Here is a 12237-nt window from a genome sequence, read left to right as displayed (position 1 = left end):
CTGGCCGTCACCATGGCGGTCCGGGAGCGTCGGGATTCGAGGGCGGATGCCCGGTTGTGTCCGGGGCGGACGAATGGATCGGCTCGGCGAGCAGGGTGAGCAGCATATCGATCACCATGGCGGTCATCGAGCCGAGGCCAGTCAGCTCCGGACTCGGCGGGTCCGGTATACCGTCTCGGTCATGACCTGGATGCGCCGGCTCGGACCGGGTGGCGAGCTGTTGCAGCGGCACGTGATGGACCGAGGTGACTTCGGCGAGGTTGACCGGTCGGGTGTACTCCGGGCGGGCGGACCAACCGAGCACGGGGGTGACCAGAAACCTGGTCTCGGGCTCGGCGAGTGCGGGCAGCACGCCGAGGATCTGCACGCTGCCCGGGTCCAGTCCGACCTCCTCGCCGGCTTCCCGCAAGGCGGTGGCCACCGGGCCGTCATCCTGCGGGTCCCGGGCGCCGCCGGGAAACACGCGCCGGCCGGGGTAGTCCCGCAGGTCCGGAGCACGCTCGGTGAGCAGTATCCGCGGGCCGGTAGGTCCGTCGGTGAGCAGCACGAGCACCGCAGCGGGGCGGAGCGTGATCGGCTTCGGCGGCGGTGGCTCGTACTGGCGGTAGCGGCGGATTGCTGCCGTAAGCCGGGCGGCCCACTCCGGGAGGGTCTGCGGGGATGACGGTTGGTCACCGGGTGGCTGGCCGGGCGAGTCCTGGCTGTCGGCGCTGGTCCAGCCGATCAGCCCGGACCGCACGTTGAGCGTCGCGACACCGGGAGCGGTGTCCGGCGAGGCGACCAGCCGGGTCTGCTGCCCCAGACCGGGGTGACCGAACAGGGCGCGGGCCGAGCGGTGCGGGGCGGGGTCGCCTCTTCGGGCCCAGTCGGCGGGGTTGTTCGCCAGGGCGATGATGGCCTGTCCCGAGCCGACCAGGTGCGCGACCTGACCGGTGAAGGGCGCCAGGCTCTCGCTCATCGCCGGCACCAGCACCAGGTTGGCTCCGGTCTCGGCGAGGGTGTGCACCGCCTGTGGATTGAGCAGGTCCCGGCAGATTGCGATCACGAGGTGCCATCCGTCGGCGGTGACGTACACGCGCAATTCCGGCCAACCCTGCGGTTGAATGTCCTCCAGGATCGGCTGCTCGGCGGGCGAATGTTTGTCGTGTGTCAACGGCTGGTCGTGCCCGCGGACCCAGGCGATGGCGGTATTGCGCCGCCGAGGCGGCGAACCATCGACGTGATGGTAGCTGCCGGCGACCAGGAGCCGGGGGCCATCCTCGCGGCGGACCCAGTCCTGCAGGTGTCGGGCCAGCGACTCGGTGACGCACAGTTCGGGCAGCACGATGATGGAGGCACCAGCGGCGGCGGCCCGGCCGATGAGCTGATCGAGGTGGCGGCGCTGCCGATCGAGGTCCGTCGGCTGCACCGGGAAGGTCGGCTGCGTCGAGTCGCGGGGCAGAGTGAATTCGGTCAGGGCTCGGTTGGGGTGGCAGGTGGCAACGATGGTGTCGGCGGTGACCAGACCGGGCAGGGCGTCGAAGAGGCTGTAGTCGAACACGATCCGAAACTGTGTCACCCACCCTCCGGCCAGCCGGACCCGGCGAGTCTCATCCAGCCGGTTCGCCAGCCGCCAGGGTGGCGAGGTGGGCTGCATGTCCATCACCGCGCGGATGTCGGGGCCGCCCAGAGGAACTGGATCACCTATCCCGGGCTGGTAGGGGCTGCGTCTGCGGAACGAGTCGGTGAAGAACTGCCCGTAGTGGTCGTCGAGGACCTGCGCGAGCGTGTGAGCGATCACTACCGGCGCCGTCCCGTCGACTGGGCGCAGCGCTTCGGCCAGGGCTTGGCGAACCGGCGCGTCCAGGGTCGCCGCAGCCGGGTGGGACCCGACCACCGTGTGGAACGGAGCGAGCACGTTTGCGACCGTTGCCCGGATGCCCGGATCGGCGGCCTGTTCCCACAGCACGCGATGCTCATCACGGCACAGGTGTAGCAGGTGGGTCAACGTCACCAGCGGATCGGGCTCATGTTGGACCGCCGCGCGTAGGGCAGTCAGCCGCTCGGCCGGGGAGTACAACTGAGCCACGCACGGCGCGCACGGCTCATCACCTGGGTCGAATCCGTTTCCGGTCTCCGCCGGTGTGGATCCGGCCGTGCTGGAATGATCGCTGCGCGTCATGCCGAAACATCCCACCCACGTATCGCGCACCCCGAACGCCGGGCCGTCGTGTCAGCCGGCCCGGCAGTGCCGCTCGAGAGCCGCGGCCGCCGAGCGGCCAACGCGCGCGGAACGGTCACCGGCGCCGTAAGCGGACTGATGGGTGTCGTCGATGTGTGGTCCATCATCACCTTCCTGATCGGTGTAGCCGAGGCCCGTTCAGCCCCACAGGAAACATCCGCCGCGACCGCGCGGATCACGACGAAGTCGCGGGCGTCCGTGCGAAGGGGCCGATATTCATGGTGCGCCGGGCCACCGGGATGTGCGCCGTGATCCGCAGGACTCAAACTGGACCCTCCGATGCTCGTCAACGCAGATCCCAGCCGGGTCATGGCCCGCCGTACCAGAACATCACCACGGTCTTCTCCTCCACCGACCCGGGCTACTCAGAGGGTGAGCGAATCACAGTCCCGCGCAGGGGCGCAGCCGAACTGCGCGGGCAGCGCACGGCACGATCTGGCTTTCGTCGGTTTGGTGTTCGCGCTCTCCCCTATTTCGCGTGGAGCAATCCGTCGCTGCTTCCGAGGAACTGGATCTTTCAGGGAATTGTCAGCGGTATCACCGGCGTGACCGGTTACGGTGTGGCCTCGTGCTCGAGTTCCCGGTGCGCCGGTGGATAGAGCCGCAGTTCTCGTGGTGGGCGCTGCAACGCCGGGTCGAGCTGACGGTGGAGATCATCGCCGCGTGACCCTGATCGGCACGTCGTGGTGGCGGCGAACTGGCAAAGCGATATCGACGCCGCTCATGGGGATGGCGCCGACGGTCACGGTAACGTCACTCAGAACCGAGGAAAGGCGCAGCGCGTGAGCAGCAACGACATATTTCAGGTCGTGGTGGGCGTGGACGGGTCGGCCCAGTCGTTGACGGCCCTCGAGTGGGCGGTGACCGAAGCCCGTCTGCGCCGCGGGCAGGTACGGGTGGTGACCGGGTGGCAGTATCCGACCGCGGCGACCGGCATGGACGGACTGATCTGGGAGCACGAATCGTTCGAGCGCGTCGCACACCAGACCCAGAGCGAAGCGTTGAAAGGTGTTCCCACCGAGGGCGTCCACATCAGCGGAGAGGTCGTCCAGGGGCCTCCCGCCTCCGTTCTGCTCGAGGCCGCCCAGGATGCGGACCTGCTTGTCGTCGGCTCCCGCGGCCGGGGAGGGTTCACCGGACTGCTCCTCGGGTCGGTGTCCACCCAGATCGTCCACCACGCCACCTGCCCGGTACTGGTCGTCCGACCGGGACGGGAAACGCCTGCAGCCGAGTAGAAGTCCGCCCCCGGCGCCCACCACGAAGGCCAAGAGGTTCCCGGGGCCCGAGCAGCGGCTCGATGTGTGCCGGCGCGGGTCCGCGCCGACCACGCTGATCCGCACCCGCAGAGGCTGCCAGATAGCCCGTCCCCGGGCGTGGTGATTACCTGCGAGTGCGCGTGCGCAGAATCTTCGTCACCTGATCGAACAGACTGTTCGGCTCCCTCTCGTCCACTACGGATGTGTTTCCGTCAACGGTCGATCCCTCCCGTCATCTCACTGCTCGGCGGGTGAGACCACTTCGGGGTCCGCCGGGGCCCATTGCCAGCGGGTGATCTCGGGCATGTCCTCCCCGTGGGTGCGGATGTACTGGCGATGTTCGATCAGTTTGTTCTTCAGGTGCTCACGCGGGTGCGCCGAGATGCGGTGGAGACGGGGGACGCGGTCGATGACGTCCATCGCCAGATCGAAGCGGTCGATCTGGTTGAGCACGCACATGTCGAACGGTGTCGTCGTGGTCCCCTCCTCCTTGTAGCCGCGCACATGGAAGTTGTGATGGTTGGTGCGGCGGTAGGTCAGTCGGTGGATCAACCACGGATACCCGTGGTAGGCGAAGATCACCGGCCTGTCCACGGTGAACAGCGCGTCGAAGTCCGCGTCCGTCAGCCCGTGCGGGTGCTCCCGATGGTCCTGCAGCCGCATCAGATCGACCACATTGACCACCCGGATCCTCAGGTCGGGGAACCACTCCAGCAGGATTTGGACGGCGGCGAGCGTCTCCATCGTGGGCACGTCCCCGGCGCACCCGAGCACCACATCCGGTGCCACACCGCTGTCGGTGCTGGCCCAGTCCCAGATCCCGATGCCTTTGGTGCAGTGGGTAATCGCCGCGGCCATGTCGAGGTACTGCAGCTGCGGCTGTTTCCCGGCGACGATGACGTTGACGTATTGCCGGCTGCGCAGGCAGTGGTCGGCCACCGACAGCAGCGTGTTGGCGTCGGGCGGGAGATATACCCGGATCACGTCGGCCTTCTTGTTCACCACGTGATCGATGAATCCGGGATCCTGGTGTGAGAACCCGTTGTGGTCCTGGCGCCACACGTGCGAGGTGAGCAGGTAGTTCAGCGAGGGAATGGGCCGGCGCCAGGCGATGCCGTTGGTGGTGCGCAGCCACTTGGTGTGCTGGTTGAACATCGAGTCGACGATATGGATGAACGCCTCGTAGCAGGAGAACACGCCGTGCCGGCCGGTGAGGAGATACCCTTCGAGCCATCCCTGGCAGGTGTGCTCGGACAGGATTTCCATCACGCGTCCGTCGTGGGCGAGGTGATCGTCATCGGGTTGGGTGCGCGCGTTCCAGGTGCGGTCGGTGACCTCGAGCACGGCACCGAGTCGATTCGAATTGGTTTCGTCCGGTGCGAACATCCGGAAGGTGGACATGTTCTCACGCATCACATCTCGCAGGAAGGTGCCCAGGATCCGGGTGGACTCGACGTTGCCGGTGCCCGGCGCTTCGACCGGGACCGCGTAGTCCCGGAAATCGGGCATCGCGAGGTCGCGGATCAGGGGCCCGCCGTTGGCATGCGGGTTGGCGCTCATGCGTCGAGTGCCGAGCGGGTGCAGGTCCCGGATGTGGGCTGCGGGGGCGCCGGAGGTGTCGAACAGTTCCTCGGGCCGGTAGCTGCGTAGCCACTGCTCGAGGATCTTGCGGTGGCCGTCGTCGCCGCGGGCGTTGGTGAACGGGACCTGGTGTGCGCGCCAGTAGCCCTCGACCTCGAGTCCGTCGACTTCCTTCGGGCCGGTCCATCCCTTGGGGGAGCGGAGCACGATCATTGGCCAGCGGGGGCGTTCGGTGTGGCCGCCGCGTCGGGCGCGCCGCTGGATCTCGGCGATCTCGTCGAGGCTGCGGTCCAGCGCCGCCGCGAATGCCTGGTGCATGTACTCGGGTTCGGTGCCTTCCACGAGGATCGGTGTGTGCCCGTATCCGCGGAGCAGTTGGTCGAGTTCGTCGCGGTCGATCCGGTCGAGCACGGTGGGGTTGGCGATCTTGTACCCGTTCAGATGCAGGATCGGCATTACCGCGCCGTCGCGGCGCGGATCGACGAACTTGGTGGAATGCCAGCTGGTGGCGAGCGGACCGGTCTCCGCCTCGCCGTCCCCGACCACCGCGGCGACGATCAGGTCCGGATTGTCGAACGCCGCCCCGTAGGCGTGCGAGAGGGAGTATCCGAGTTCGCCGCCCTCGTGAATCGATCCCGGGGTTTCCGGTGCGACGTGGCTGGGAATGCCGCCGGGGAAGGAGAACTGGGTGAACAGCCTTTTCATCCCGTCCTCGTCCTGCGTGATGTCGGGGTAGATCTCGCTGTAGGTGCCCTCGAGCCACGCGGCGGCCACCGGTCCCGGGCCGCCATGACCGGGTCCCATGACGTACATCATGTTCAGATCGCGTGCGGTTATTGCCCGGTTGAGGTGGGCGTAGATGAAGTTCAGTCCCGGCGTGGTGCCCCAGTGGCCGAGAAGCCGGGGCTTGATGTGCTCGGGACGGAGCGGTGCGTGGAGAAGGGGGTTGCCCATCAGGTAGATCTGACCCACCGACAGGTAGTTCGCCGCCCGCCACCACGCGTCGAGGTCGCCGAGTTCCTGATCGGTCAATGAGTCTGCCGGAGATGTTGATTCGGGTATGACGTGCATTGTGCTCCTCGTCGTTGACGAATAGTTCGCTCGAGTCACCGCTCACCGCGGACCTGTTGGTGTGGGTTCGGGCGCCGGTCGGGGCGCGGCGGGGTGTGGTTCGGGCGGGGTGGGCAGCTTGAGTCGTTTGAGCATCAGGGCGTTGACCGCGACGATGAGGCTGGAGCCGGACATCGACAGGGCGGCGATCTCCGGGCGCAGCACCAGCCCCAGTGAGGGTTCGAAGACCCCGGCGGCGATCGGCAGGGCGATGACGTTGTAGCCGACCGCCCATCCGAGGTTCTGCCGCATCTTGCGGAGGGTGCCCCGCCCGATCCGCAGCGCGATCGGCACGTCGAGCGGGTCCGAGCGCATCAGCACCAGGTCGGCGGTTTCGATCGCGACGTCGGTGCCGGCGCCGATCGCGATGCCCAGGTCCGCCTGGGCCAGGGCGGGGGCGTCATTGACGCCGTCACCGACCATGGCGACCTTCTTGCCGGCACGCTGCAGCTCGGCGATCTTGGCGGCCTTGTCACCGGGCAGCACCTCGGCGATGACGGTGTCGATGCCCAGCTGTCCGGCGATGCGCGCGGCGGTGGCCTCGTTGTCGCCGCTGAGCATGACCACCTCGATGCCCAGGTCGTGGAGTGCGGACACCGCGTCGGCGGAGGTTTCCCGGGCGGCATCGGCCAGCGCGATCACCCCGACCCCCCGGCCGTCGACGGCTACCAGCACCGCGGTACGCCCGGTCGAGGCCAGCTCGTCCCGCCGATCCATCAGGGCACCGAAATCGACCTGTTCGGCGACCATGAGCTTGCGGTTGCCGACCGCGACCCGGCGGCCCTGCACCGCGGCGGTGGCACCGTGCCCGGGCACGCTCGAGAACTCGGCCAGCGGCAGTTGCGGGATCGCGCGTTCGGCGGTGTAACGGACGATCGCGCCGGCCAGCGGGTGCTCGGATTCGCGTTCGACCGCGGCGACGAGGGCGAGGAGTTCGTCCTCGCCGATACCGTCGGCGACCACGTCGGTGACCTCCGGTTCGCCCTTGGTCAGGGTGCCGGTCTTGTCCATCACCACGGTGTCGATGCGCGCCGAGGTTTCCAGTGCGGTGGCGTTCTTGAACAGCACCCCCCGCTGCGCTCCGAGGCCGGTGCCGACCATGATCGCCGTCGGGGTGGCCAGGCCCAGCGCGTCGGGACAGGTGATGACCACGACGGTGATCGCGAACAGCAGCGCCATCTGCACGCTCTCACCCGCCAGGAGCCACACCACGAACGTGCCGGTGCCGCCGATCAGCGCGACCAGGACCAGCCAGAAGGCGGCCCGGTCGGCGAGTCGCTGCCCGGGCGCCTTGGAGTTCTGGGCCTCCTGGACCAGGGCGACGATCTGGGCGAGAACGGTGTCGGAGCCGACCTTGATAGCGCGGACCCGCAGGGTGCCGGTGGTGTTGATCGAAGCGCCGATCACCTGCGATCCGGGTGTCTTGGTCACCGGCAGACTCTCGCCGGTGACCATGGACTCGTCGACCTCCGAGCTTCCCTCCTCGACCGTGCCGTCGACCGGGATCTTCGCGCCCGGGCGGATGAGCAGCAGATCCCCGACCACGACCTCGGCGGTGGGGATCTCGACCGGTTCCCCGTCGCGCAGCACCAGCGCCATCGGCGGGGCCAGTTCGAGCAGGGTACGGATCGCGTCGTTCGCGCCGCCGCGGGCGCGCATCTCGAACCAGTGCCCGAGCAGCACGAACGCGGTCAGCACCGTGGCGGCCTCGTAGAACACCTCACCGCCGCCGGTGACGGTGATGGCGGCGCTGTAGAGCCATCCGGTGCCGACGGCCACCGCGACCAGGACCATCATGTCCAGCGTCCGTGCCCTCAATGCGCGGTAGGCGCCGTCGAAGAAGATCCAGGCCGAGTAGAAAATCACCGGGATCGACAGGATGAAGGAGAAGACGTCGTCGCGCAGACCGAACGGTGCGGCCACCGTGAATCCGAGGACGTCGCGGCCGATCGGGGACCACAGCAAGATCGGGATCGACAGCACCGCGGCAACCAGGAAGCGGTTGCGCATGTCCCGGACCATGTCATCCATCGACATCCCGGCATGACCACCGCCGTGGCCCATCATCTCCTGCGGCGACCGTCCATGTGCCTCATGTGCCTCATGTGCTGCCGGTGCGGCGGGCGCACCGGGCGGCGGGGCGTGGTGGAGGTGTTCGGCCACGGCGGCCGGCTCGGACATCGGGTCGCATACGTGATCGGGCACCGAACGTCCGGCGCAGTGATAGCCGCAGTCACGCACCCACTTCGACAGTTCGACCACCGACGTCTTCGCCGGGTCGTAGGTGACGGTGGCGGTCTGGTTTACAGCGTTCGCCGCGACGGAGGCGACTCCCGGGCGACGGCGCAGGGTGGCCTCGACGGACGCCGTCGAGCTCGCCCAGTGCAGTCCACCCACTTCGAGCACGGTGGTTCGGTTCATTCGCTGTGGCACCTTTCGTTGTCGCGGCACCGAGCCGGCATCGCCCCGCTCGAGCAGCACCGACTTCAGCTGGTCATGGTGTTGATCACCGACCCACTGGGTTGATGGGGGGCGGGGCGTCAATGCCGGTGTTCTCCGCCCATCGAAAACATCATCGCCGCCATCATTCCCACGCACGCCAGCGCGAACACGATGCCGCCGATTCCCACCGTTCCGGTGGCGATCAGTGCGACGGCGATGACCACCATCGGGATGCAGCAGGCGATCATCATCCAGCGGTGACGACTGTGCCCACCGGCACCCGGATGCTCGGCATGGTCGTCGTGGCCGCTGTTGTCGCCGATAGAGGGCTCCCGCCGATCATCCTCGGTCATGACGTTCCGCCCTTCAACGATGCCGGGACATGGCCCAGCTTCTGGTACAGCGGGCAATGGCCGGTCGCCCCGGTCACCACCAGATCCAGTCCGGCCAGGATCAACAGCACCGCCAATGCCATGATCACGGCCGTTGCCCCGCCCGTGATCAGGTAAACCCCGCCGACCACGCCGACCCCGCCGACGAGGATCCGGGCGATCCGCTCGGCCGGGGTGACGTTGACACTCCATTTCTGCGTCATCACTGCTCCTCGATGTCTGATCAAAACGTTTGTTGAAACTCGGAATACGCCTGCCAGTCACTGGTCGATCACGTCCGAGCCTGCCCCCACCCGGTATGGCTTGGCTGGTTGTTTGGTGAAGATTCGATGAAGAAGTCAGCGCAGAGACTCGAGCCGAGGCCGCTGTCGACATGGACCGACATCAGGTTTCTCGTCGATGCGACAGAACATCCATTTACCTATACGCCCTAGGGGTATATACTTCACTGCACGGGACGCGCATCGACGCGTCCGAGAAGGGTGAAGATCGATGACCACCACATACACAGTCCAGGGGATGACCTGCGGGCACTGCGTGTCGACGGTGAAGGCTGCAGTGGGTTCCGTTCCCGGCGTGACCGGGGTACGCGTGGACCTGCAGACGGGCACCGTGACCACGGTCGGCGCGCCGACCCCGTCCGCTGTCGCGGAGGCCATCTCGGCGGCGGGGTACGAAGTCGTCTCGACGGAACGCACGGTGGCCGCCGGTCGCGCCCTGCCGATGGCGGGCAATGCCGCTGGCTGCTGCTGCGGCTGACGCACGACGCCGGCGGATGGAGGAACCCGCCCGCCGGTACTCGGCTCAACCGCCGTGGTGTTCACCGTGTTCGGTCGAAGGGGGCGTCCGCGTGGGCGCCGGGTTGTCGGGGGCGGTGTCACCGGTGATCGCAGGGCCGATCACGAACACGGACAACGAGAACATCACAGGGGTAGCGGTATTCGAGTTGGGAAGGAATTGGCATGACGACCCGGATCACGAAGTCCGGTGATCGACAGCACGATGTCGTGCTGTCGATCGGGGGAATGACGTGCGCGTCGTGTGCGGCGCGGATCGAGAAGAAACTCAACCGGATGGACGGGGTCACCGCCACCGTCAATTACGCCACCGAGAAGGCCAAGGTCACCTTCGCCGACCGGGTGGCCCCCGAAGACCTCGTCGCGACGGTCGAGACGACCGGATACACCGCCACCCTCTCCGCTTCCCCCGCGGACGCCGCCGGGGCGACGACGGCCGTACCCACAGAACCGGACGAGGCCGCCGAGTGGCGGCAGCGGCTGATCGTCTCGACGGTGCTGACCGTGCCGGTCGTGCTGTTGTCGATGATCCCGGCGCTGCAGTTCGACAACTGGCAGTGGCTGACCCTGACCCTCGCCTCCCCCGTGGTGGTGTGGGGCGCGCTGCCGTTCCACCGCGCCGCCTGGGCGAACCTGCGGCACGGCGCCGCCACGATGGACACCCTCATCTCCGTCGGCGTGACCGCCGCCTACCTGTGGTCGCTGTGGGCGCTGTTCTTCACCCACGCCGGCATGACCGGCATGCGGATGAACTTCGACCTGCTGACCACCGGCAGCACCGAACCGCACATCTACCTCGAGGTCGCCTCGGCGGTGACCACCTTCATCCTCGCCGGCCGCTACTTCGAGGCCCGCGCGAAACGGCAGTCCGGGGCCGCGCTGCGCGCCCTGCTGGACATGGGAGCCAAGGACGTCGCCGTGCTCCGCGGGGGATCCGAGATCTGCATCCCGATCGGCCAACTCGCCGTCGGCGATGTGTTCGTCGTCCGGCCCGGGGAGAAGATCGCCACCGACGGGATCGTCACCGCCGGCACTTCCGCGGTCGACGCATCGATGCTCACCGGCGAACCGGTCCCCGTCGAGGTCGGGCCCGGCGACAGCGTCGTCGGTGCCACCGTCAACGCCGGTGGGCGAATCGTCGTCCGCGCCACCCGGGTCGGCGCCGACACCCAACTCGCGCAGATGGCGCGGCTGGTGATCGAGGCGCAGAACGGGAAAGCGCAGGTCCAGCGCCTCGCCGACCGGGTCTCGGCGGTGTTCGTGCCCATCGTCATCGGGCTCGCGCTGCTGACCCTCGCGGTATGGCTGCTCACCGGGAACACGGTGACGGCGGCGTTCACCGCCGCGGTCGCGGTGCTGATCATTGCGTGCCCGTGCGCGCTGGGGTTGGCGACGCCGACCGCGCTGCTCGTAGGCACCGGCCGCGGCGCCCAGCTCGGCATCTTGATCAAGGGCCCGCAGATCCTCGAATCGACCCGCCGCGTCGACACGATCGTCCTGGACAAGACCGGCACCATCACCACCGGCCGGATGGCCGTCGTCTCGGTGCACGTCACCGACGGGGTGTCCGACGCCGAAGTCCTGCGGCTGGCGGGTGCGCTCGAGCATGCCTCCGAACACCCCATCGCCCAGGCGGTCGCCGCACACGCCGCCGAGGTAGGCCCGTTGCCGGCGGTCGAGGGTTTCGAAAACCACGGCGGCCGTGGGGTGTCCGGTGTCGTCGAGGGCCATGCCATGCTCGCCGGCCGGAACAGCTGGCTGCGCGAGCAGTGGGCGCTGACTGCCCCCGACGAGCTGCAGCTCGTCGTCGACGAGGCCGAAACACAGGGCCGCACCCCGGTGTGGATTGCGTGGGACGGGGCGATCCGCGCGGTGATCGTCATCTCCGACACCGTCAAGGACACCTCCGCCGCAGCGATCAGTGAACTGCGCGAGCTCGGCCTCTCCCCCGTGCTGCTCACCGGGGACAATCACCGCGCCGCGCGGAGCGTCGCGAACCAGGTCGGGATCGACGATGTGATCTCCGAGGTCCTGCCCAGCGACAAGGTCGACGTCATCAAGAACCTGCAGGACCAGGGGCGGGTGGTGGCGATGGTCGGCGACGGCGTCAACGACGCGGCCGCCCTCGCCCAGGCCGACCTGGGTCTGGCGATGGGCACCGGCACCGACGTCGCGATCGAGGCCTCGGACCTGACGCTGGTGCGCGGTGACCTGCGGGCCGCCCCGGACGCAATCCGTCTGGCACGGGCCACCCTACGCACGATCAAGGGCAATCTGTTCTGGGCGTTCGCCTACAACGTGGCGGCCCTGCCGCTGGCGGCCCTGGGCCTACTCAACCCGCTGATCGCCGGCGCCGCAATGGCCTTCAGCTCGGCGTTCGTGGTGAGCAACAGCCTGCGACTGCGCCGGTTCACCCCCAACCAGTAACAGCACCCACC

General features: G+C 68.1%; 9 protein-coding genes. 4 read left to right on the top strand and 5 right to left on the bottom strand.

Translation table 11 applies throughout. From position 1 onward, the window contains the following. Window positions 1-7: 7 nt before the first annotated feature. Window positions 8-1948: an NUDIX domain-containing protein gene (locus PSR88_RS40360; RefSeq protein WP_342338994.1), complete on the bottom strand. Its 1941-nt coding sequence runs from the start codon at window positions 1946-1948 to the stop codon at window positions 8-10. 491 nt (window positions 1949-2439) lie between these two features. On the opposite strand from PSR88_RS40360, the gene PSR88_RS40355 reads away from it, so the two are divergent. Both PSR88_RS40355 and PSR88_RS40350 read left to right on the top strand, forming a co-directional pair. Continuing rightward, window positions 2440-2820, top strand: a complete 381-nt coding sequence (locus tag PSR88_RS40355) for an alpha/beta-hydrolase N-terminal domain-containing protein (RefSeq protein ID WP_411755690.1) — start codon at window positions 2440-2442, stop codon at window positions 2818-2820. Window positions 2821-3003: 183 nt separating this feature from the next. Beyond that, window positions 3004-3456 carry a universal stress protein gene (locus tag PSR88_RS40350; protein ID WP_016881549.1) on the top strand — a complete coding sequence of 151 codons (453 nt, stop codon included), beginning with the start codon at window positions 3004-3006 and terminating at the stop codon, window positions 3454-3456. 258 nt (window positions 3457-3714) lie between these two features. Here PSR88_RS40350 and PSR88_RS40345 read toward each other — a convergent pair whose 3' ends face one another. The 4 genes from PSR88_RS40345 to PSR88_RS40330 form a co-directional block, all read right to left on the bottom strand. Beyond that, the gene (locus tag PSR88_RS40345) at window positions 3715-6129 is read right to left on the bottom strand and encodes a phosphoketolase (protein ID WP_051004135.1); all 2415 of its coding nucleotides are present in this window, start codon (window positions 6127-6129) and stop codon (window positions 3715-3717) included. A 42-nt stretch (window positions 6130-6171) separates the two neighbouring features. Then, a complete protein-coding gene (locus tag PSR88_RS40340; protein WP_029538693.1) occupies window positions 6172-8589 on the bottom strand; it encodes a heavy metal translocating P-type ATPase in 2418 nt (805 codons plus the stop codon). Between the two features lie 119 nt (window positions 8590-8708). Beyond that, window positions 8709-8963, bottom strand: coding sequence for a hypothetical protein (locus tag PSR88_RS40335; RefSeq protein WP_016881545.1), 255 nt, complete (start codon window positions 8961-8963; stop codon window positions 8709-8711). Beyond that, the gene (locus PSR88_RS40330) at window positions 8960-9205 is read right to left on the bottom strand and encodes a DUF2892 domain-containing protein (protein ID WP_016881544.1); all 246 of its coding nucleotides are present in this window, start codon (window positions 9203-9205) and stop codon (window positions 8960-8962) included. Before PSR88_RS40330 ends, PSR88_RS40335 begins: the two co-directional genes overlap by 4 nt. A 289-nt stretch (window positions 9206-9494) precedes the next feature. On the opposite strand from PSR88_RS40330, the gene PSR88_RS40325 reads away from it, so the two are divergent. Both PSR88_RS40325 and PSR88_RS40320 read left to right on the top strand, forming a co-directional pair. Further along, a complete protein-coding gene (locus PSR88_RS40325) occupies window positions 9495-9761 on the top strand; it encodes a heavy-metal-associated domain-containing protein (protein ID WP_016881543.1) in 267 nt (88 codons plus the stop codon). A 203-nt stretch (window positions 9762-9964) separates the two neighbouring features. Next, window positions 9965-12226 (top strand): heavy metal translocating P-type ATPase, encoded by a 2262-nt coding sequence (locus PSR88_RS40320; protein WP_016881541.1) that lies wholly within the window; start codon window positions 9965-9967, stop codon window positions 12224-12226. Window positions 12227-12237: the final 11 nt, after the last annotated feature.

This window comes from Rhodococcus sp. DK176, from assembly GCF_038447315.2.
Lineage (GTDB): Bacteria > Actinomycetota > Actinomycetes > Mycobacteriales > Mycobacteriaceae > Rhodococcus_F > Rhodococcus_F jostii_A.
Note: the sequence above shows the minus strand (reverse complement) of the source record. Positions and strands in the feature narration are given on the sequence as shown.

What these genes read in the sequence shown, in the direction of transcription:
- PSR88_RS40345 (WP_051004135.1), bottom strand. Translation starts at nt 6,129, where the DNA reads ATGCACGTCATACCCGAATCAACATCTCCGGCAGACTCATTGACCGAT.
- PSR88_RS40330 (WP_016881544.1), bottom strand. Translation starts at nt 9,205, where the DNA reads ATGACGCAGAAATGGAGTGTCAACGTCACCCCGGCCGAGCGGATCGCC.
- PSR88_RS40340 (WP_029538693.1), bottom strand. Translation starts at nt 8,589, where the DNA reads ATGAACCGAACCACCGTGCTCGAAGTGGGTGGACTGCACTGGGCGAGC.
- PSR88_RS40325 (WP_016881543.1), top strand. Translation starts at nt 9,495, where the DNA reads ATGACCACCACATACACAGTCCAGGGGATGACCTGCGGGCACTGCGTG.
- PSR88_RS40320 (WP_016881541.1), top strand. Translation starts at nt 9,965, where the DNA reads ATGACGACCCGGATCACGAAGTCCGGTGATCGACAGCACGATGTCGTG.
- PSR88_RS40355 (WP_411755690.1), top strand. Translation starts at nt 2,440, where the DNA reads ATGGTGCGCCGGGCCACCGGGATGTGCGCCGTGATCCGCAGGACTCAA.
- PSR88_RS40335 (WP_016881545.1), bottom strand. Translation starts at nt 8,963, where the DNA reads ATGACCGAGGATGATCGGCGGGAGCCCTCTATCGGCGACAACAGCGGC.